Genomic DNA, 21,111 nt, shown 5'->3' with positions numbered 1-21,111 from the left:
CTGCTCGACCTTGCGTTCTTTTGGGGGATTACATGCTTCGATCTTTGCGCCTCGCTGCCTTGCTCGGCGGCCTGCTCATGGCTGTGGCCGCTTCGGCGCGGGATATCGACGCCGCAAGCTATGGCTACCCCTTGACCAACCCGTTCGAGGCAACCATCGCCACCACGCCGCCGGACCAGCGACCCACCCTGCCCGGCGACGACGAAATCAGCCAGTCCGACTACAGCCTCAACCTGCGCCCGGACCGTGAGTTCACCCTGCCCGACAACTTCTGGGCAGTGAAGAAGCTCAAGTACCGCCTGGCCCGCCAGGACCACGAGGCGCCGCTGATCTTCATCATCGCCGGCACCGGTGCGCCCTACACCAGCAGCATCAACGAATACCTGAAAAAGCTGTTCTACCAGGCCGGCTTCCACGTGGTGCAGCTGTCCTCGCCCACCAGCTACGACTTCATGAGCGCCGCCTCGCGCTTCGCCACCCCAGGCGTCAGCCAGGATGATGCCGAAGACATGTACCGGGTGATGCAGGCCGTGCGCGCCCAGCACCCGCGCCTGCCGATCAGCGAGTTCTACCTCACCGGCTACAGCCTGGGCGCACTCGATGCTGCCTTCGTCAGCCACCTGGACGAAACCCGCCGCAGCTTCAACTTCAAGCGCGTGCTGCTGCTGAACCCGCCGGTCAACCTGTACACCTCGATCAACAACCTGGACAAGCTGGTGCAGACCCAGGTCAAGGGCATCGACCGCAGCACCACCTTCTACGAGCTGATGCTGGCCAAGCTGACCCGCTACTTCCAGGAAAAGGGCTACATCGACCTCAATGAAGCCCTGCTGTACGACTTCCAGCAGTCACGCCAGCACCTGTCCAACGAGCAGATGGCCATGCTGATCGGCACCTCGTTCCGCTTCTCGGCGGCCGACATTGCCTTCACCTCCGACCTGATCAACCGCCGCGGCCTGATCATTCCGCCGAAGTTCCCGATCACCGAGGGCAGCAGCCTCACGCCGTTCTTCAAGCGTGCCCTGCAGTGCGACTTCGACTGCTACATGACCGAGCAGGTCATCCCCATGTGGCGCGCCCGCACCGACGGCAACAGCATCCTGCAACTGGTCAACCAGGTCAGCCTGTATGCGCTGGAAGATTACCTGAGCAGCAGCGACAAGATCGCCGTGATGCACAACGCCGACGACGTCATCCTCGGCCCTGGCGACATCGGCTTCCTGCGCAAGGTGTTCGGTGAGCGCCTGACCCTTTACCCCCATGGCGGCCATTGCGGCAACCTCAATTACCGCGTCAACAGTGACGCCATGCTGGAGTTCTTCCGTGGTTAACAAACTCCTCTTCGCCACTGCCCTGTTCGCCGCCGGCCAGGCCCTGGCCGCCGAAACCGCCCCCCGTGCCAGCGTGATCGAGGCCGACCCGCAAGTCACCGAAGCACCACTGGCGCCCGAGGCCGATGGTTTCGTCGACCCGCTGCGCGAGCTGAAATTCAACCCGGGGCTGGACCAGCGCGAGTTCGAGCGCTCCACCCTGCAAGCACTGAACGTGTACGACCCGCTGGAGTCGATCAACCGGCGCGTCTATCACTTCAACTACCGCCTGGACCAATGGGTGCTGCTGCCGATGGTAAGCGGCTACCAGTACGTCACCCCGCGCTTCGTGCGCACCGGGGTGACCAACTTCTTCAACAACCTGGGCGACGTGCCGAACCTGTTCAACAGTGTGTTGCAGTTGAAGGCCAAGCGCTCGGCGGAGATCACCGCGCGGCTGATGTTCAACACCATCATCGGCGTGGGTGGGCTGTGGGACCCGGCGACCAAGATGGGCCTGCCACGGCAAAGTGAAGACTTTGGCCAGACCTTGGGCTTCTATGGCGTACCGGACGGGCCGTACCTGATGCTGCCGGTGCTGGGGCCGTCGAACCTGCGCGATACCACCGGGCTGGTGGTGGACTATGCAGGCGAACAGGCGATCAACTACCTGAACGTGGCCGAAGCCAGCAGCGACCACCCGGAAATCTCCGTGCTGCGCGTGGTGGACAAGCGCTACAGCACCAAATTCCGCTATGGCCAGCTCAACTCGCCGTTCGAGTACGAGAAGGTGCGGTATGTGTATACCCAGGCGCGCAAGTTGCAGATAGCCGAGTAAGCCGATCCGGCCCTATCGCCGGCAAGCCAGCTCCCACAGGCCCTCACAATGCCCGGGCCTTCGGTGGTCCTGTGGGAGCTGGCTTGCCGGCGATAGGGCCATGACAGGCAACCTCAAATCCCCAGGAACTGGCAAAGCTCCCGCTTCTTGGCCAAGGCATCCTTTCGCCCCAGCTCTATCAGCTCGCTGCAGTAACTGGCCTCGAACAGCAAATAGCTCAACACCCCCGCCCCGCTGGTGCGTGTCGCCCCCGGCCCGCGCAGGAACATGCGCAACGCCGCCGGCAACTCGCGCCGATGCCGCGCGGCAATTTCGTCCAGCGGCTGGCTGGGCGCCACCACCAGCACGTCGATTGGCGCCAGGCCCAGGCGCCGGGCGTCCAGGTGCGCCGGCAACAGGTGGCTCAGGTGGTTGAGGCGCTGCAGCAGCTCGATGTCGTCTTCCAGGCTGTCAATGAACGTGCTGTTGAGCATGTGCCCGCCGATCTGCGCCAGGCTCGGCTGCTGGCCGCTGAACACCCGCTGGGTCGGCAATGGTGGCGCCGGCCGCTGCGGGTTGCCGCTGACCCCGACTACCAGTACCCGGCTGGCGCCCAGGTGCAGGGCCGGGCTGATCGGCGCCGACTGGCGTACCGCGCCATCACCGAAATATTCGTCGCCCAGCCGCACCGGGGCGAACAGTAGCGGGATGGCCGCGCTGGCCAGCAGGTGGTCGATGGTCAACGGCGTGGGCATGCCGATGCGGCGGTGGCGCAACCAGGCTTCGATGGTGCCGCGCCCTTGGTAGAAGGTCACCGCCTGGCCGGACTCGTAGCCAAAGGCGGTCACCGCGACGGCGCGCAGTTGCTCGGCGGCCAGGGAGTGGGCGATACCGTCCAGGTTCAGGTGCGCCTGCAGCAAGCCGCGCAATGGGCTGCTGTCCAGTAGCGCCACTGGCGCCGGGCCGCCCACGCCCAGCAGGTTGTGGGCGACGAAGCGGCTGGCCTGGCGGACCACACCGGGCCAGTCGCTGCGGATGACCAGGTGGCTGCGGAAGTTCTGCCAGAAGGCGGTGAGCCGTTGTACGGCGTCGCTGAAATGGGTGGCGCCGCTGGCCAGGGTGACGGCGTTGATGGCGCCGGCGGAGGTGCCGACGATGACCGGGAACGGGTTGCGCGCGCCAGCGGGCAGCAGCTCGGCGATGCCGGCCAGCACGCCGACCTGGTAGGCAGCGCGGGCGCCGCCGCCAGAAAGGATAAGACCGGTTACCGGGGGTGGGGCCATAGGAGTCCTTCCTGGGGTTGGTGTGCTTTCAGGCCCGGCCTATTCGCGGGCTTGCCCGCTCCCACAGGACCGCACAATGCCCGGCCCTGTGAGGAACCTGTGGGAGCGGGTTCACCCGCGAATAGGCCGGCACAGGCAAAACAAAATTCAGCGCTTCTTCTTGTCATACAGCCGCGGCTCCCCTTCGGGCCGCGACTTGAACCGGCGGTGCGCCCACAGGTACTGCTCGGGGCATTCGCGCAACACGCTTTCCACCCACTGGTTGATGCGCAGGCAGTCAGCCTCTTCGCTCTCCCCGGGGAAGTCCGCCAGCGGCGGGTGGATCACCAGGCGATAGCCGCTGCCATCCTCCAGGCGCTTCTGGGTGAACGGAATTACCTGCGCCTTGCCCAACCGGGCAAACTTGGTGGTGGCGGTCACCGTCGCCGCCGGGATGCCGAACAGCGGCACGAACAGGCTCTGCTTGGCGCCGTAGTCCTGATCCGGCGCGTACCAGATCGCCCGGCCCGAACGTAGCAGCTTGAGCATGCCGCGCACGTCCTCACGCTCCACCGCCAGCGAGTCGAGGTTATGCCGCTCGCGGCCGCTGCGCTGGATGAAGTCGAACAGCGGGTTGCCGTGCTCGCGGTACATGCCGTCGATGGTGTGCTGCTGGCCCAGTAGCGCGGCGCCGATTTCCAGGGTGGTGAAGTGCACCGCCATCAGGATGGCCCCCTGCCCCGCCTGCTGGGCGGCCTGCAGGTGCTCCAGCCCCTCGACATGGGCCAGGCGCGCCAGCCGGGCCTTGGGCCACCACCAGCTCATGGCCATTTCGAAGAAGGCGATACCGGTGGAGGCGAAGTTGGCCTTGAGCAGGCGCTGCCGTTCGTCGACCGACAGCTCCGGGAAGCACAGCTCCAGGTTGCGCGCGGCAATGCGCCGCCGCTCACCGGCAAAGCGGTACATCACCGCTCCCAGCGCGGCACCGACTTTCAACAGGACCCGGTACGGCAACTGGACCACCAGCCACAGCAGGCCCAGGCCCAGCCACAGGCCCCAGAAACGTGGGTGAAGGAAATAGGGACGAAAACGCGGGCGTTCCATTGAAGCTTCCGGAAAGACAAAGGCCGCGCATTCTACAACGGATCAGCGCATGTTGCGGGCAACCGGTCTTATCGTTATAAGTCAGGGCACTTTTTTCGCAACAAGCCGTCTATGCAGACCATGAGCCCAAACCACACACCCGACACCGCCTCCGTGTTCCAGCTCAAGGGCAGCATGCTCGCCATTACAGTGCTGGAACTGGCGCGCAATGACCTTGAAGCCCTTGACCGCCAACTGGCGGCCAAAGTCGCCCAGGCACCGAACTTCTTCAGCAACACGCCGCTGGTGCTGGCGCTGGACAAGCTGCCGGCCGACGAGGGGGCAATCGACCTGCCCGGCTTGATGCGGATCTGCCGCCACCACGGCCTGCGTACCTTGGCCATCCGCGCCAACCGCATCGAGGACATCGCCGCCGCCATCGCCATCGACCTGCCGGTGCTGCCGCCATCCGGCGCCCGCGAACGGCCGCTGGAGCCCGAACCCGAGGTGAAGAAGCCCGAGCCGGCCCCTGTCCCGCCGCCAATCCTCGAACCCGAGGTGCGCCCAACCCGCATCATCACTTCGCCAGTACGTGGCGGCCAGCAGATCTACGCCCAGGGCGGCGACCTGGTGGTGACCGGTTCGGTCAGCCCGGGGGCGGAACTTCTGGCCGATGGCAACATCCATGTGTACGGCGCCATGCGCGGCCGCGCCCTGGCCGGCATCAAAGGCAATACCAAGGCACGTATCTTCTGCCAGCAGATGACCGCCGAAATGGTTTCCATCGCCGGCCAGTACAAGGTATGCGAAGACCTGCGCCGCGACCCGCTGTGGGGCACTGGCGTGCAAGTCAGCCTGTCTGGCGACGTGTTGAACATCACCCGTCTTTAACGGATACTTGCCAGCATTTTTAGTGCAACTTTTCTTACCGTTGCCGTTTATTTGTATTTTTGCAGGGACTTGTGTCCCGATTATTTTAGGGGTGAAACACCTTGGCCAAGATTATCGTGGTTACTTCCGGCAAGGGGGGTGTGGGCAAGACCACCACCAGCGCCGCCATTGGTACCGGCCTCGCACTGCGTGGCCACAAGACCGTCATCGTCGACTTCGACGTGGGCCTGCGTAACCTCGACCTGATCATGGGCTGCGAACGCCGCGTGGTTTACGACTTCGTCAACGTGGTCAACGGCGAAGCCAACCTGCAACAGGCCCTGATCAAGGACAAGCGCCTCGAGAACCTGTACGTGCTGGCCGCCAGCCAGACCCGTGACAAGGACGCGCTGACCCAGGAAGGCGTGGAAAAGGTCCTGATGGAGCTGAAGAAAGACTTCGACTTCGTCATCTGCGACTCGCCGGCCGGTATCGAGAAAGGCGCACACCTGGCCATGTACTTTGCCGACGAAGCCGTCGTGGTCACCAACCCCGAGGTGTCCTCGGTACGTGACTCCGACCGCATGCTGGGCATCCTGTCGAGCAAGTCGCGCCGCTCCGAGAACGGCGAAGAGCCGATCAAGGAACACCTGCTGATCACCCGCTACCACCCGGAGCGCGTGGAAAAGGGCGAAATGCTGAGCATCGCCGACGTCGAAGAGATCCTGGCGATCAAGCTCAAGGGTGTGATCCCCGAGAGCCAGGCAGTGCTCAAGGCTTCCAACCAGGGTATCCCGGTCATCCTCGACGACCAGAGCGATGCCGGCCAGGCCTATAGCGATACCGTCGACCGTCTGCTGGGCAAAGAAAAGCCCCTGCGGTTCATCGAAGTGCCGAAGCAAGGATTCTTCGCGCGCCTGTTTGGAGGCAAGTAAACCATGAACCTTTTTGACTTCTTTCGTGGCAGACAGAAAACTACCAGCGCGTCGGTAGCGAAAGAGCGTCTACAGATCATCGTGGCGCACGAGCGCGGCCAACGCAGCGAACCGGACTACCTGCCAGCGCTGCAGAAAGAACTGCTGGAAGTGATCCGCAAATATGTGAACATCGGCAACGATGATGTGCATATCGAGCTGGAAAACCAGGGTAGCTGCTCGATTCTGGAGCTGAACATCACCTTGCCGGATCGCTGATTTCGCGACCAGGCCTGGATCATTGGGGCTGCTTTGCAGCCCATCGCCGGCAAGCCAGCTCCCACAGGGTTCGCGCTGTACCTGTGGGAGCTGGCTTGCCGGCGATGGGCCGCAAAGCGGCCCCAGTGTTTTCACCGATATAACCGAGACCAAGCAATGCCGCTGTCCAACATCCAGATCCTGCACGAAGACGCCGCCATCCTGGTGATCAACAAACCGACTCTGCTGCTGTCGGTACCCGGCCGCGCCGAGGACAACAAGGACTGCCTGATCACCCGCCTGCAGGAAAACGGCTACCCCGACGCGTTGATCGTGCACCGCCTGGACTGGGAAACTTCCGGCATCATCCTGCTGGCCCGGGATGCCGACAGCCACCGTGAGCTGTCGCGCCAGTTCCACGACCGCGAAACCGAAAAGGCCTACACCGCGCTGTGCTGGGGCCAGCCGGCGCTGGACAGCGGCAGCATCGACCTGCCGCTGCGCTACGACCCGCCGACCAAGCCACGGCATGTGGTGGACCACGAGCAGGGCAAGCATGCGCTGACCTTCTGGCGCATCGTCGAGCGCTGCGGTGATTACTGCCGGGTAGAGCTGACACCGATTACCGGGCGTTCGCACCAGTTGCGCGTGCACATGCTGTCGATCGGGCACCCGTTGCTGGGCGACCGGCTGTATGCCAACCCCGAGGCACTGGCTGCCCACGAGCGGCTGTGCCTGCATGCCTCGATGCTGAGCTTTACCCACCCGGTGTCCGGGGAGCGGTTGAAGTTCGAGTGCCCTGCGCCTTTCTGAATTTGTACAGCCTGTACCGGCCTCTTCGCGGGCTTGCCCGCTCCCACAGGGATAACACTGCATTCGAAATCTGTGCAGTACCTGTGGGAGCGGGCGAGCCCGCGAAGAGGCAGACACAATTTGTCGACCTAATACGCTAAACTCGCGCCACTGCTGTCTGGAGTGAGCTATGCGCGACGCACTGAATTCTGGCCTTATCGACTTCCTCAAGGCCTCCCCCACGCCCTTCCACGCCACCGCCAGCCTGGCCCAGCGCCTGGAAGCTGCCGGCTACCAGCGCCTGGACGAGCGCGACAGCTGGGCCACAGTGCCTGGCGGTCGCTACTACGTCACCCGCAACGACTCGTCGATCATCGCCATCAAGCTGGGCAAGCAGGCACCGTTGCTGAACGGTATCCGCATGGTCGGCGCCCACACCGACAGCCCGTGCCTGCGGGTCAAGCCACAGCCCGAGCTGCAGCGCCAGGGCTTCCTGCAGCTGGGCGTCGAAGTGTATGGCGGTGCCCTGCTGGCGCCATGGTTCGACCGCGACCTGTCGCTGGCCGGCCGGGTCACCTACCGCCGTGACGGCAAGGTCGAAAGCCAGCTGATCGACTTCAAGCTGCCGATCGCGGTCATCCCCAACCTGGCAATCCATCTGAACCGCACCGCCAACGAAGGCTGGGCGATCAACCCGCAGAACGAGCTGCCGCCGATCCTGGCCCAGGTAGCAGGTGACGAACGCATCGACTTCCGCGCCCTGCTCACCGAGCAACTGGCCCGCGAGCACGAGCTGATCGCCGACGTGGTGCTGGATTACGAGCTGAGCTTCTACGACACCCAGGACGCCGCGCTGGTCGGCCTGAACGGCGACTTCATCGCCGGTGCGCGCCTGGACAACCTGTTGTCGTGCTACGCCGGCCTGCAGGCCCTGCTGGCCGCCGACAGCGACGAAACCTGCGTACTGGTGTGCAACGACCATGAAGAAGTCGGCAGCTGCTCGGCCTGTGGCGCCGACGGGCCGATGCTGGAGCAGACCCTGCAACGCCTGCTGCCGGATGGCGACGCCTACGTGCGCACCATCCAGCGCTCGCTGATGGTGTCGGCCGACAACGCCCACGGCGTGCACCCCAACTACGCCGACAAGCACGACGGCAACCACGGGCCCAAGCTCAACGCCGGGCCGGTAATCAAGGTGAACAACAACCAGCGCTACGCTACCAACAGTGAGACCGCCGGGTTCTTCCGCCACCTGTGCATGGCCGAGGAAGTGCCGGTGCAGAGCTTCGTGGTACGCAGCGACATGGGCTGTGGCTCGACCATCGGGCCGATTGCGGCCAGCCACCTGGGGGTGCGTACGGTGGATATCGGCTTGCCGACCTTTGCCATGCATTCGATTCGCGAGCTGTGCGGTAGCCATGACCTGGCGCACCTGGTGAAGGTGCTGAGTGCCTTCTACCGTTGCCGCGAGTTGCCTTGATGCTTTGATGTAGCCAGGCCCGGCCTCTTCGCGGGCTCGCCCGCTCCCACAGGATCATCACAGCATTCAAGGTCTGTGCAGTACCTGTGGGAGCGGGCATGCCCGCGAAGAGGCCGGGCCTGCTCAAGGTCAATCCCGCTCCGCCTGCTACCCGCTATGCTTGTTACATGGCCCCACTGCAAAAGGATTGCTGTCCATGTCCCCGTTCCTGTCCCTGTTCGTGCCGGTGTTTCTGTTCCTGATGTTGCTGACCATCGGTTTCAGCCTGCGCGAGCGCAACATCGGCGTACTGATGATGTGGATCGGTACCTTGGGCATCTTCGGCCTCACCTGCTGGAAAATCCTGGAGCAACTGCCGTCGTGAACCTCTACACTCGGCCAATCGTTTGACCTGAGGTAGTTTTGCCAGTGCCTGCCCTCCTGCGTTGCCTGTTCCTGCTGCTGTTCCTGTTTGTCACCCCGCTACAGGCTGCGGGCCTGCCAGGCCTGCTGGGTGGCAGCGCGCCCGCGCAGCCAGAAGCCAGCGAACCGCTGGGCAAGTCGCTGGACGAGGTGATCAAGAACCTGGAAAACGACCAGCAGCGGGCCAAGCTGCTGGCCGACCTGAAAAAGCTGCGCGACGCCACCAGGCAATCGCAACCCACCGTCGAACAGGGCGTGCTCGGCCTGATCGGCGGCGCCCTGCATGACTTCGAAAAGCAGTTCAGCGGCGATGCCAGCCCGTTCCATCGCTGGGCCGCGGAAATCGAGCAGGCCCAGGCCGAACTGACCGAGTTGATGGTGCCGGTGCACCAGTGGCCGGCCATCCTGTTCGGCTTTGCCGCCGTCATTGCCGTCTGGAGCGTGCTGGCCTACGCCTTCAACTGGGTCGGGCATCGGGTACGCCTGCGTTTTGGCCTGAGCGAGGAACTGCCACAGCACCCGCGCACCTGGGACCTGGTGCGCTTTGCCCTGCGCAAGCTGGGCCCGTGGCTGGTTGCGCTGTTGTTCACCGTGTACCTGAGCTTCGTGCTGCCGCCGTCGCTGGGCAAGTCGCTGGCCATGGTGCTGGCCTACGCACTGGTGGTCGGCACCTGCTTCTCGGCCATCTGCGTGATCGCCTTCTCGCTGCTCGACGGCCCCCACCGCCACCGCGCCCTGCACATCCTGCGCCACCAGGCGTTCCGCCCGCTGTGGCTGATCGGCAGCTTCGCCGCGTTTGGCGAAGCGATGAGCGACCCGCGCCTGATGGTCGCCCTCGGTACCCACCTGGCCCACGCCCTGGCCACCCTGGCCAACGTGATTGCGGCGCTGTGCACCGGGCTGTTCATCCTGCGCTTCCGCCGCCCGATCGCCCACCTGATCCGCAACCAGCCACTGTCACGGCGCCTGACCCGGCGCACCCTCAGCGACACCATCGAGATCCTCGGCAGCTTCTGGTTCGTGCCGGCACTGATCCTGGTGGCGATTTCGCTGTTCGCTACCTTCATCTCGGCCGGCGACACCAGCACCGCCCTGCGCCAGTCGCTGATGTGCACGGTGCTGGTGGTGGTGTGCATGGTGCTCAACGGCCTGGTGCGCCGCCAGGCCGCCAACCCCAAGCGCGCCAACAAGCGCCAGGCGGTGTACGCCGAGCGCCTGCGCAACTTCGGTTACCTGCTGGTGCACCTGTTCATCTGGCTGGTGTTCATCGAGCTGGGGCTGCGCGTGTGGGGCCTGTCGATGATCAGCTTCGCCGAGGGCGAGGGCCACGACATAAGCGTGCGCCTGCTGGGCCTGACCGGCACGCTGATCGTCGCCTGGCTGGTGTGGATCCTTGCCGACACCGCCGTGCACCACGCCCTGGTGCGTTCGCGCCGAGGCCTGGCCAACGCCCGCGCGCAAACCATGATGCCGTTGATCCGCAACGTGATGTTCGTGGTCATCTTCATCATCGCGGTGATCGTCGCCCTGGCCAACATGGGCATGAACGTCACCCCGCTGCTGGCCGGTGCCGGTGTGATCGGCCTGGCCATCGGCTTTGGTGCGCAGTCACTGGTGGCCGACCTGATCACCGGGCTGTTCATCATCATCGAGGACTCGCTGGCCATCGACGACTACGTCGATGTGGGTGGGCACCTGGGCACGGTGGAGGGGCTGACCATCCGTACCGTGCGCCTACGTGACATCGACGGCATCGTGCATACCATCCCGTTCAGCGAGATCAAGAGCATAAAGAACTACTCCCGCGAGTTCGGCTACGCGATCTTCCGCGTGGCGATCCCGCACAGCATGAACATCGACCAGGCGATCACGCTGATTCGCGAAGTGGGGCAGAAGCTGCGCAACGACCCGCTGATGCGCCGCAACATCTGGTCGCCGCTGGAGCTGCAGGGGGTGGAGAGCTTCGAGTCGGGGTCGGCGATCTTGCGGGCGCGGTTCAAGACTGCGCCGATCAAGCAGTGGGAGGTTTCGCGGGCGTTCAACCTGGCGTTGAAGCGGCAGTTGGATGAGGCGGGGCTGGATTTGGCAACGCCAAGGTTGTCAGTGCAGGTAGTGACTGCCGGTTCCTCCAGTTAGGGCCTCTTCGCGGGTGAACCCGCTCCCACAAGTACTGTGCAAAGGCTGAAACCTGTGCGGTCCCTGTGGGAGCGGGCGAGCCCGCGAAGAAGCCAACACCTCAACCCGCCTGGGCGCGGATGCGGATGGCATCATGCCGCCAATACTCCAGGTCACAGTCGATCAGGTGCCCATGCTGGTCACTGTTGACCCGTGTGATATGCAACCCTGGGCTTCCCGCCGACACCTTCAAGGCACTGGCCGCCTCCACCGGCAACGCCGTCGGCAAGATCTCGAAGCACACCTGCCCATACTGGATGCCATACACCCGCCCATAAATCTCGGTCAGCGACTGGGCCAGGTCCTGTTCGAGAATCTCCGGGAAGTACCGGGGGTTGAGGTAGTGCTCGGCATACAGCACCGCCCGCCCATCGATCCGCCGTAACCGGCAGATACGCACCACACTGGACAACGCCGGCAGCTGCAAGCGCGCACAGATGGCCGCCGACGCCGGCTGCAGCCGAGCTGACAAGAGTTCGGTACTGGGCACCCGCCCCTGGTCGCGGACCATGGCATGGAAGTGGCTGCGCTCGATCAGGTCGTAGGTCAGCCGTTCGGGCGCGACGAACCAGCCGCGGCGCTCTTCGCGGTAGATCAGCCCCTGGGCTTCCAGCTGCACCAGCGCCTCACGCAGGGTAATGCGCGTGGTATCGAACACCTCGCTGAGCTTGCGCTCGGCCGGCAGCTTGCCGCCCGGCGCCAGCAGGCCGTGCTCGATCTGCTCCTGCAGAGCGTGACAGATGGCTGTTACCGCACGCGGTGGCATCGACTGCATCAAAGGTTACCTATCTGGACTAGTCCAGCCCCAGAACAGGGCATTTGGAGAATAGTGCAAGCCTAGGCAGGGCTGATGAACATCCTGTGACAAAGGCTTTGGCCAGACACTGCCAGAAACGCGCCAACCCAGCAGAACCGGGGCGGTTCCGTGGTCTACGCTGTAGCTTCAGGGCCTTCACCGGCCCTTCCCTACATCAAACTGTCATGCAAGCAGCCTACCTTGGCTCAAGGTTTGCTGACCTAGACCAACGGTCACCAGACAACGGCTTCACTCATAACAACCATCGCTAAAGGCACCCACCCAAGGAGCTTCGGATGAAAAAGTTGTTCATGGCGTCACTGCTCGGTTCGGCCATCGCCCTGTGTACCACGGCCATGGCCGCCGATACCGACCTCAAGGCCCTGGAAGACGCCGCCCGCAAGGAAGGCAACGTCAACAGCGTGGGCATGCCCGATGCCTGGGCCAACTGGAAAGGCACCTGGGAAGACCTGGCCAGCAAGTACGGCCTCAAGCACAGCGACACCGACATGAGCTCGGCCCAGGAAATCGCCAAGTTCGAAGCCGAGAAGGACAACGCCAGCGCCGACATCGGCGACGTGGGTGCCGCCTTCGGCCCGATCGCCGTGAGCAAGGGCGTGAGCCAGGCGTACAAGCCGAGCACCTGGGACCAGGTGCCGACTTGGGCCAAGGACAAGGACGGCCACTGGGCGTTGGCCTATACCGGCACCATCGCCTTCATCATCAACAAGGACCTGGTCAAGGAAGGCGAGCGGCCAACGACCTGGCACGACCTGGAAAAAGGCAAATACAAGGTTGCCATCGGTGACGTCGGCACCGCAGCCCAGGCCGCCAACGGCGTGCTGGCAGCGGCTATCGCCTACAAGGGTGACGAGACCAACCTGGCACCGGGCCTGCAGCTGTTCACCAAGCTGGCCCAGCAGAAGCGCCTGTCGCTGGCCAACCCGACCATCCAGACCCTGGAGAAGGGCGAAGTGGAAGTGGGCGTGGTGTGGGACTTCAACGGCCTGAGCTACCGTGAACAGATCGACCCCAAGCGTTTCGAAGTGCTGATCCCGTCGGATGGCTCGGTGATCTCCGGCTATACCACCATCATCAACAAGTACGCCAAGCACCCGAACGCGGCCAAGCTGACGCGTGAATACATCTTCAGCGACGCCGGGCAGATCAACCTGGCCAAGGGGCATGCGCGGCCGATCCGTGCCGAGCACCTGAAGCTGCCGGACGATGTGCAGGCCAAGCTGCTGCCCAACGAACAGTACAAGGCCGCACAGCCGATCAAGAATGCCGAGGCCTGGGAAGCGACCTCGAAGAAACTGCCGCAGATGTGGCAGGAGCAGGTGATCATCGAGATGGAGTAAGGGGCTATCTTCTGTAGCGCCTGAACTGGCCTCATCGCCGGCAAGCCAGCTCCCACAGGATCGCCACAGGACTCAAGCCTTGTGGAGTCCCTGTGGGAGCGGGCGAGCCCGCGAAGAAGCCAACGCTGTTCATGACTGGAGCCACCATGCAACACAACGTCATCCTGGTCCTGCTCGACGGCCTCAATTATCAGGTCGCCCATCACGCCATGGGCCACCTACACGCCTACGTCGAGGCCGACCGTGCCGCGCTGTACCGCGTGGAATGCGAACTGCCGTCGCTTTCGCGGCCACTGTACGAGTGCATCCTCACCGGTGTGCCGCCGATCGACAGCGGCATCGTGCACAACAACGTCAACCGCCTGTCCAACCAGCGCAGCGTGTTCCACTACGCCCGCGAGGCCAACCTGGGCACTGCGGCGGCGGCCTATCACTGGATGAGCGAGCTGTACAACCGCTCGCCCTTCGACCCGCAGCGCGACCGCCATACCCACGCACCGAAACTGCCGATCCAGCACGGGCTGTTCTACTGGGACGACCGTTACCCCGATTCGCACCTGCTGGCCGATGGCGAATACCTGCGCCGTCGCCACGCCCCCAACTTCCTGCTGGTACACCCGATGAGCATCGACGATGTCGGCCACCACCACGGCCTGGACAGCAGCCAGTACCGCAACGCCGCGCGCAGCGCCGACATCCTGCTGGCCGACTACCTGCCAGGCTGGCTCGAAGAGGGCTACCAGGTACTGGTCACCGCCGACCACGGCATGAACAACGACCGCTCGCACAATGGCCTGCTGACCGAGGAGCGCGAAGTGCCACTGTTCGTCTTCGGCGATGCCTTCAGCCTTGACCCTGCGGCCAAACCGCTGCAGACCGAGCTGTGCGGGACCATCTGCGAGCTGCTCGGCGCACCGCATGACAAGAGCGTCTGCCGGGAGCTGCTGAAGTGACCACACCCAAGAGCAGCAGCGCCCGTGGCCGCTACCTGGCCCTGCTCTGCCTGCTACCGTTCGCCGTGTTCTTCGTCATCTTCCAGATCGCCCCGCTGGCCTGGGTGGCGATCAACAGCCTGCAATCGGAAGCGGGTTGGGGCGTGGACAACTTCAGCAAGGTATTCGCCTCGAAGTTCTACCTGCAGGCCCTGCAACGCAGCCTGGAGATCAGCTTCTGGTCGAGCCTGTTCGGCATCGTCATCGCCACCCTCGGCGCCTATTCGCTGCGCCAGGTGGACTCGAAGCTGCGCGACTTCGTCAGCGCCTTCGCCAACATGACCAGCAACTTCGCCGGGGTGCCGCTGGCCTTCGCCTTCATCATCCTGCTCGGTTTCAACGGCGCGCTGACCCTGCTGCTGAAGCAGGTCGGCCTGCTGGAGGACTTCAGCATCTATTCCAAGAGCGGGCTGATCCTGGTGTACACCTACTTCCAGATCCCGCTTGGCGTGTTGTTGCTATACCCCGCGTTCGACGCCCTGCGTGAAGACTGGCGCGAGTCGGCCGCGCTGCTGGGCGCCAACCACTGGCAATTCTGGCGGCACATCGGCCTGCCGGTGCTGACCCCGGCACTGCTGGGCACCTTCGTCATCCTGTTGGCCAACGCGCTCGGTGCCTATGCCACCGTGTACGCGCTGACCACCGGCAACTTCAACGTACTGCCGATCCGCATCGCCGGCCTGGTGGCCGGTGACATCAGCCTCGATCCCAACCTGGCCAGCGCCCTGGCGATGGTCCTGGTGGGGCTGATGACGCTGGTCACGGTGGTGCATCAATGGCTGCTGAAAAGGAGCTACCATGCGCGCTGACGCCCGTTCCGGCGGCTGGTACCACCGCGCCGTGGTCTACCTGCTGTTCCTCATCCTGCTGCTGCCGCTGGCCGGCACCCTGCTCTACTCGCTGGCCACCAGCTGGTCGGCCAGCCTGCTGCCCAGCGGCCTGACCTTCAAGTGGTACATCGCGCTGTGGAGCGAGCCGCGCTTCCTGGCTGCCTTCGGCCAGTCGCTGCTGGTGTGCGTGGGCGCACTGCTGCTGTCGGTGGTGCTGATCCTGCCGCTGCTGTTCGTGGTGCACTACCACTTCCCCAGGCTCGACGCGCTGATGAACATCCTCATCCTGCTGCCGTTCGCGGTGCCGCCGGTGGTGTCGTCGGTGGGGCTGCTGCAGCTGTATGGCAGCGGGCCCATGGCCATGGTCGGTACACCGTGGATCCTGATCGGCTGCTACTTCACCATTGCCCTGCCGTTCATGTACCGGGCCATCACCAACAACCTGCAGGCGATCAACCTGCGCGACCTGATGGACGCCGCCCAGCTGCTGGGCGCCAGCACCTGGCAGGCGGCGCTGCTGGTGGTGCTGCCGAACCTGCGCAAGGGCCTGATGGTGGCACTGCTGCTGTCGTTCTCGTTCCTGTTCGGCGAGTTCGTGTTCGCCAACCTGCTGGTCGGCACCCGCTACGAGACCCTGCAGGTATACCTGAACAACATGCGCAACAGCAGCGGCCACTTCAACAGCGCGCTGGTCATCTCGTACTTCGCCTTCGTGCTGGTACTGACCTGGGTCGCCAACCGCCTGAACAAGGACAAGACCTGACATGAGCTTCGTCAGCGTACAGAAACTGCAAAAAAGCTACGCCGGCAGCCCGGTGTTCGAGAACATCGACTGCCGTATCGAGCGCGGCGAGTTCGTTACCCTGCTTGGCCCGTCCGGTTGCGGCAAGTCCACGCTGCTGCGCTGCATCGCCGGGCTCACCCCGGTGGACAGCGGGCAGATCCTGCTCGACGGCCAGGACATCGTGCCGCTGAGCCCGCAAAAGCGTGGCATTGGCATGGTGTTCCAGAGCTATGCGCTGTTCCCCAACATGACCGTGGAGCAGAACGTCGCCTTCGGCCTGCGCATGCAGAAGGTCAAGGCCGACGAAAGCCAGGCCCGGGTACGCGAGGCGCTGGAGCTGGTGGAGCTGGGCAACTTCGCCGGGCGCTACCCGCACCAGTTGTCCGGCGGCCAGTGCCAGCGCGTGGCCCTGGCCCGTTCGCTGGTCACCCGCCCGCGCCTGCTGCTGCTCGACGAGCCGCTGTCGGCGCTGGATGCGCGCATCCGCAAGCACCTGCGCGAGCAGATCCGCGCCATCCAGCGCGAGCTGGGGCTGACCACCATCTTCGTCACCCACGACCAGGAAGAAGCGCTGACCATGTCCGACCGCATCTTCCTGATGAACCAGGGCCGCATCGTCCAGAGCGGCGATGCCGAAACCCTCTACACCGCGCCGGTGGACCTGTTTGCCGCCGGCTTCATCGGCAACTACAACCTGCTCGACGCCGACAGCGCCAGCCGCCTGCTGCAGCGCCCGGTGGCCAGCCGCCTGGCGATCCGCCCCGAGTCGATCACCCTGGGCATCAACGGCGAACTGGATGCCGAAGTGCGCAGCCACAGCCTGCTGGGCAACGTGATCCGCTACCGGGTGCGGGTACGCGAGGTGGAACTGGTGGTCGACGTGCTCAACCGCTCACCGTCCGACCTGCACGCGGACGGGCAACGGGTAAGCTTGTCGATCGACCCCACGGCGCTACGAGAAGTGGCCTAAGGAGAATCAACACCATGGCACTGGCAATTTTCGATCTGGACGAAACCCTGATCCACGGCGACTGCGCGTCGCTGTGGAGCGAGCAGATGGCCCGGCTGGGCTGGGTCGACGGCAAGGACTTCCTGCGCCGCGACCATGAGTTGATGGAGGCCTATGGCAGGGGCCATCTGCGGATGGAGGAGTACATGGCCTTCAGCCTGGAGCCGATTGCCGGGCGCACCCTGGAAGAGGTCGAGCACCTGGTGGCGCCGTGGGTCGAAGAGGTGATCGAGCCGATCATCTACGGCGACGCCTGCCGCTGCATTGCCGAGCACCGCAAGCGCGGTGATCGCATCCTGATCATTTCCGCGTCGGGTACGCACCTGGTCGGGCCGATTGCGGCGCGGCTTGGGGTGGACGAATACCTGGCGATCGAACTGGAGGCGGTGAACGGGGTTTATACCGGCAAGACCCATGGGGTGCTGACCTATCGCGAAGGGAAGATCACGCGGTTGCTGGAGTGGCTGGACCAGGAGCAGGAGAACCTGGAGGGGGCGAGTTTCTATTCCGACTCGCGGAACGATTTGCCGTTGTTGTTGAAGGTGGATCATCCGCATGTGGTGAACCCGGATGCGGTGTTGCGGGAGCATGCCGAGGTCAATGGCTGGCCGGTACTGAGCTGGAGCTGAAGATTTGTGTGGGCCTCTTCGCGGGCACGCCCGCTCCCACAGGAATCACCACAAACTTGAATGTTGTGCGGTCCCTGTGGGAGCGGGCGTGCCCGCGAAAGGGCCAGGCCTGCTTACACCAGGCTAGAGTCGATCACCATCACCAGCTTGCCCGACACCTGGTTGGTCTCAAGCTCGGCATACGCCGCCTGGGCAAACTCCACCGGGTAGGTATCCACCAGCTGCGGCGACAGGCGCCCTTCGGCAAACAGCGGCCAAACCTGCTGCTGCAAATCGCGCAGCAACTCGGCCTTGAAGCCGTCGTCGCGATTGCGCAGCGTGGAGCCGGTAATCTCCAGGCGCTTGCCCAGTACCTGTGCCAGGTCCAGCTCGAACTTGCGCCCGCCCATCAGGCCGATGATCACCCAGCGCCCGTCACGCGCCAGCAGCTTGAGGTTGAGCTCGCCGTAGCTGGCGCCCACCGGGTCGAGAATCACATCGAACGGGCCGAAACCTTCCAGCGCCTCCAGGTTCTCGTTGCGTACCACACCGCCGGCGGCGCCCAGCGCCTCGCAGTAGGCCAGGCGGTCCTGCGAACCGACGCTGACCCACACCGGGCTGCCGAATGCCTTGCACAGCTGGATGGCGGCCGAGCCAACGCCGCTGGCGCCAGCGTGCACCAGCACTTTCTCGCCAGCTTTGACGCCACCCAGCTGGAAGATGTTCAGCCAGGCAGTGGCATACACCTCCGGCAACGCCGCCGCCTCGTGCAGGCTAAGGCCTTCGGGTACAGGCAGCACGTGGCGGGCATCCACCACCACTTCCTCGGCCATGGCGCCGCTGGCCAGCAGCGCGCACACCCGGTCACCCACCCGCCAGTCGGCACCGGCACCCACTTCCTCGATCACCCCGGCGCACTCCAGGCCCATGTAAGGGCTGGCGCCTGGCGGTGGTGGATACAAACCTTTCATCTGCAGCAGATCGGCGCGGTTCAGCCCCGCTGCGGCCACGCGAATACGCACCTGGCCAGCGTCACAGGTCGGGCGCTGCGCCTCGACCCAAGCCACATGTCCGTCAACGCCTTGCAATGCCTTCACAGTGCCTCCATAGTTGAATCATATGACCGAGCCTGGGTGAGCATGTCCCAGGCTTTTTGCAGTATGCGCCCGGCTCCCATGGAACCGGCGAACGGATAAGACGGCCTACTATGCGTGATCAATTGCCTCCACGTCGAATCAGCATGAAGCATTTCCTCCCAAGCACCGCCCTGGCGCTGATGATCGGCCTGGGCAGCCTCACGCTCGGCGGCAATGCGGCGGCCGCCAACAAGTGGGACAGCCTGCAGCCGGACCGCGACGAGATCGTCGCCAGCCTCAACGTGGTGGAATTGCTCAAGCGCCACCATTACAGCAAGCCGCCACTGGACGACGCCCGTTCGGTCATCATCTATGACAGCTACATCAAGCTGCTGGACCCGGCGCGCAGCTACTTCACCGCCGCCGACATCGCCGAATTCGACAAATGGAAAACGCAATTCGACGATTTCCTCAAGAGCGGTAACCTGGACCCGGGCTTCACCATCTACAAACGCTACCTGGACCGCGTCAAGCAACGCCTGGACTTCGCCCTGGCCGAGCTGAACAAGGGCGTGGACAAGATCGACTTCAACGCCAAGGAAACCTTGCTGATCGACCGCAAGGACGCCCCGTGGATGAAGGACCAAGCCGAGCTCGACGACCTGTGGCGCAAACGCGTCAAGGACGAAGTGCTGCGCCAGAAGATCGCCGGCAAGGAACCCAAGCAAATCCAGGAAACCCTGACCAAGCGCTACAAGAACCAGCTGTCGCGCCTGGACCAGACCCGTGCCGAGGACATCTTCCAGGCCTACATCAACACCTTCGCCCAGTCCTACGACCCGCACACCAACTACCTGTCGCCGGACAACGCGGAAAACTTCGACATCAACATGAGCCTGTCGCTGGAAGGCATCGGCGCAGTGCTGCAAAGCGACAACGACCAGGTCAAGATCGTGCGCCTGGTACCGGCTGGCCCGGCGGCCAAGACCAAGCAGGTGGCACCGGCCGACAAGATCATCGGCGTGGCCCAGGGCAACAAGGAAATGGTCGACGTGGTCGGCTGGCGCCTGGACGAAGTTGTCAAGCTGATCCGCGGCCCGAAAGGCTCGGTGGTGCGCCTGGAGATCATCCCGGCCAGCAACGCGCCTAGCGACCAGACCAGCAAGATCGTGTCGATCACCCGCGAGGCGGTGAAGCTCGAAGAGCAGGCAGCGAAGAAGTCGGTGCTCAAGCTCAAGCAGGACGGGCGTGACTACAAGCTGGGCATCATCGAGATCCCGGCCTTCTACCTCGACTTCAAGGCCTACCGCGCCGGTGACCCGGAGTACAAGAGCACCACGCGGGACGTGAAGAAGCTGCTCACCGAACTGCAGAAAGAAAAAGTCGACGGCGTGGTCATCGACCTGCGCAACAACGGCGGCGGCTCGCTGCAGGAAGCCACCGAGCTGACCAGCCTGTTCATCGAGAAAGGCCCGACCGTGCTGGTGCGCAACAGCGACGGCCGTGTCGACGTGCTGGAAGACGAAAACCCCGGTGCCTTCTACAAGGGCCCGCTGGCGCTGCTGGTCAACCGCCTGTCGGCCTCGGCTTCGGAGATCTTCGCCGGTGCCATGCAGGACTACCACCGTGCGCTGATCATCGGTGGCCAGACCTTCGGCAAGGGCACCGTGCAGACCATCCAGCCACTCAACCATGGCGAGCTGAAGCTTACCTTGGCCAAGTTCTACCGTGTTTCCGGGCAGAGCACCCAGCACCAGGGCGTGCTGCCGGACATCGACTACCCGTCGATCATCGACACCAAGGAAATCGGCGAGAGCGCCCTGCCCGAGGCCATGCCATGGGATACCATTCGCCCGGTGGTCAAGCCGGCGGCCGACCCGTTCAAGCCGTTCCTGGCCCAGCTCAAGGCGCAGCATGAAGCGCGCAGCGACAAGGACGCGGAGTTCACCTACATCCGCGACCGCCTGGCCCTGACCCAGAAGCTGATGAACGAGAAGACCGTCAGCCTCAACGAGCAGGACCGCCGTGCACGCCACGACGAAATCGAGGCCAAGCAGCTGGCGCTGGAGAACATCCGCCGCAAGGCCAAGGGTGAAGAGCCGCTGAAGGAGCTGAAGAAAGAGGACGAGGACGCGCTGCCGACCGAGGATGAAAACACCAAGCCGGAAGACGATGCCTATCTGTCGGAAACCGGTCGCATCCTGATCGACTACCTGAGTGCGAGCACCAAGGTGGCCAAGAAGTAAGGCACTGCGGCAATGATGGCAAATTAGTTTCACTTGTCATCAAACA

Annotated in this window: 20 protein-coding genes; 16 read left to right on the top strand and 4 right to left on the bottom strand. The window is 64.0% G+C overall.

Annotated features, from left to right (window positions below):
• The first annotated feature begins 32 nt into the window (after positions 1-32).
• The gene (locus B2790_RS19715) at positions 33-1,331 is read left to right on the top strand and encodes a serine/threonine protein kinase (RefSeq protein WP_025338072.1); all 1,299 of its coding nucleotides are present in this window, start codon (positions 33-35) and stop codon (positions 1,329-1,331) included.
• Positions 1,324-2,148, top strand: a complete 825-nt coding sequence (locus B2790_RS19710; protein ID WP_080958529.1) for an MlaA family lipoprotein — start codon at positions 1,324-1,326, stop codon at positions 2,146-2,148. Before B2790_RS19715 ends, B2790_RS19710 begins: the two co-directional genes overlap by 8 nt.
• Positions 2,149-2,261: 113 nt before the next feature.
• On the opposite strand, the gene B2790_RS19705 is transcribed toward B2790_RS19710, so the two are convergent.
• Together B2790_RS19705 and B2790_RS19700 are read right to left on the bottom strand one after the other, a co-directional pair.
• The gene (locus tag B2790_RS19705; RefSeq protein WP_285690009.1) at positions 2,262-3,410 is read right to left on the bottom strand and encodes a patatin-like phospholipase family protein; all 1,149 of its coding nucleotides are present in this window, start codon (positions 3,408-3,410) and stop codon (positions 2,262-2,264) included.
• A gap of 147 nt (positions 3,411-3,557) precedes the next feature.
• On the bottom strand, positions 3,558-4,493 hold the full coding sequence (locus tag B2790_RS19700) for a lipid A biosynthesis lauroyl acyltransferase (RefSeq protein ID WP_024086430.1): 936 nt from the start codon (positions 4,491-4,493) through the stop codon (positions 3,558-3,560).
• Positions 4,494-4,604: 111 nt separating this feature from the next.
• Between B2790_RS19700 and minC the strand changes: the two genes are divergently transcribed.
• The 7 genes from minC to B2790_RS19665 all read left to right on the top strand — a co-directional run bounded on the left by minC (position 4,605) and on the right by B2790_RS19665 (position 11,324).
• Positions 4,605-5,363 carry a septum site-determining protein MinC gene (gene minC / locus B2790_RS19695; RefSeq protein WP_025338069.1) on the top strand — a complete coding sequence of 253 codons (759 nt, stop codon included), beginning with the start codon at positions 4,605-4,607 and terminating at the stop codon, positions 5,361-5,363.
• 101 nt (positions 5,364-5,464) lie between these two features.
• Positions 5,465-6,277, top strand: coding sequence for a septum site-determining protein MinD (gene minD / locus B2790_RS19690; protein ID WP_013971423.1), 813 nt, complete (start codon positions 5,465-5,467; stop codon positions 6,275-6,277).
• A gap of 3 nt (positions 6,278-6,280) precedes the next feature.
• Entirely contained in the window at positions 6,281-6,535 is a 255-nt protein-coding gene (minE, locus tag B2790_RS19685) for a cell division topological specificity factor MinE (protein WP_025338068.1), read from the top strand.
• Between the two features lie 156 nt (positions 6,536-6,691).
• On the top strand, positions 6,692-7,327 hold the full coding sequence (locus B2790_RS19680) for an RluA family pseudouridine synthase (protein ID WP_011532730.1): 636 nt from the start codon (positions 6,692-6,694) through the stop codon (positions 7,325-7,327).
• Positions 7,328-7,496: 169 nt separating this feature from the next.
• Positions 7,497-8,786, top strand: coding sequence for a M18 family aminopeptidase (locus tag B2790_RS19675; RefSeq protein ID WP_039614573.1), 1,290 nt, complete (start codon positions 7,497-7,499; stop codon positions 8,784-8,786).
• Between the two features lie 196 nt (positions 8,787-8,982).
• The gene (locus B2790_RS19670) at positions 8,983-9,150 is read left to right on the top strand and encodes a hypothetical protein (RefSeq protein WP_023379228.1); all 168 of its coding nucleotides are present in this window, start codon (positions 8,983-8,985) and stop codon (positions 9,148-9,150) included.
• 44 nt (positions 9,151-9,194) lie between these two features.
• A complete protein-coding gene (locus tag B2790_RS19665) occupies positions 9,195-11,324 on the top strand; it encodes a mechanosensitive ion channel family protein (RefSeq protein WP_286919560.1) in 2,130 nt (709 codons plus the stop codon).
• A gap of 100 nt (positions 11,325-11,424) precedes the next feature.
• Here the strand turns inward: B2790_RS19665 and phnR are convergent, their stop codons facing one another.
• The gene (gene phnR, locus B2790_RS19660) at positions 11,425-12,138 is read right to left on the bottom strand and encodes a phosphonate utilization transcriptional regulator PhnR (RefSeq protein ID WP_025338064.1); all 714 of its coding nucleotides are present in this window, start codon (positions 12,136-12,138) and stop codon (positions 11,425-11,427) included.
• 317 nt (positions 12,139-12,455) lie between these two features.
• Here phnR and B2790_RS19655 point away from each other — a divergent pair, with 317 nt between their 5' ends.
• The 6 genes from B2790_RS19655 to B2790_RS19630 all read left to right on the top strand — a co-directional run bounded on the left by B2790_RS19655 (position 12,456) and on the right by B2790_RS19630 (position 17,764).
• Entirely contained in the window at positions 12,456-13,520 is a 1,065-nt protein-coding gene (locus tag B2790_RS19655) for an ABC transporter substrate-binding protein (RefSeq protein ID WP_025338063.1), read from the top strand.
• Between the two features lie 146 nt (positions 13,521-13,666).
• A complete protein-coding gene (locus tag B2790_RS19650; RefSeq protein WP_025338062.1) occupies positions 13,667-14,473 on the top strand; it encodes an alkaline phosphatase family protein in 807 nt (268 codons plus the stop codon).
• On the top strand, positions 14,470-15,321 hold the full coding sequence (locus B2790_RS19645; RefSeq protein WP_046616725.1) for an ABC transporter permease: 852 nt from the start codon (positions 14,470-14,472) through the stop codon (positions 15,319-15,321). Before B2790_RS19650 ends, B2790_RS19645 begins: the two co-directional genes overlap by 4 nt.
• Positions 15,311-16,105: an ABC transporter permease gene (locus tag B2790_RS19640; RefSeq protein ID WP_013971414.1), complete on the top strand. Its 795-nt coding sequence runs from the start codon at positions 15,311-15,313 to the stop codon at positions 16,103-16,105. The genes B2790_RS19645 and B2790_RS19640 overlap by 11 nt, the downstream gene beginning before the upstream one ends.
• Position 16,106: 1 nt before the next feature.
• Complete coding sequence (locus B2790_RS19635; RefSeq protein WP_286919559.1) at positions 16,107-17,096, top strand: ABC transporter ATP-binding protein; 990 nt, start codon at positions 16,107-16,109, stop codon at positions 17,094-17,096.
• 14 nt (positions 17,097-17,110) lie between these two features.
• Positions 17,111-17,764, top strand: a complete 654-nt coding sequence (locus B2790_RS19630; protein WP_286919558.1) for an HAD family hydrolase — start codon at positions 17,111-17,113, stop codon at positions 17,762-17,764.
• 113 nt (positions 17,765-17,877) lie between these two features.
• Here B2790_RS19630 and B2790_RS19625 read toward each other — a convergent pair whose 3' ends face one another.
• On the bottom strand, positions 17,878-18,840 hold the full coding sequence (locus B2790_RS19625) for an NAD(P)H-quinone oxidoreductase (protein WP_286919557.1): 963 nt from the start codon (positions 18,838-18,840) through the stop codon (positions 17,878-17,880).
• A 143-nt stretch (positions 18,841-18,983) separates the two neighbouring features.
• Here B2790_RS19625 and B2790_RS19620 point away from each other — a divergent pair, with 143 nt between their 5' ends.
• Entirely contained in the window at positions 18,984-21,065 is a 2,082-nt protein-coding gene (locus tag B2790_RS19620) for a carboxy terminal-processing peptidase (RefSeq protein WP_162276774.1), read from the top strand.
• Positions 21,066-21,111: the final 46 nt, after the last annotated feature.

It is taken from the genome of Pseudomonas sp. UBA6753 (assembly GCF_002453565.1).
Classification (GTDB): domain Bacteria; phylum Pseudomonadota; class Gammaproteobacteria; order Pseudomonadales; family Pseudomonadaceae; genus Aquipseudomonas; species Aquipseudomonas putida_Z.
Note: the sequence above shows the minus strand (reverse complement) of the source record. Positions and strands in the feature narration are given on the sequence as shown.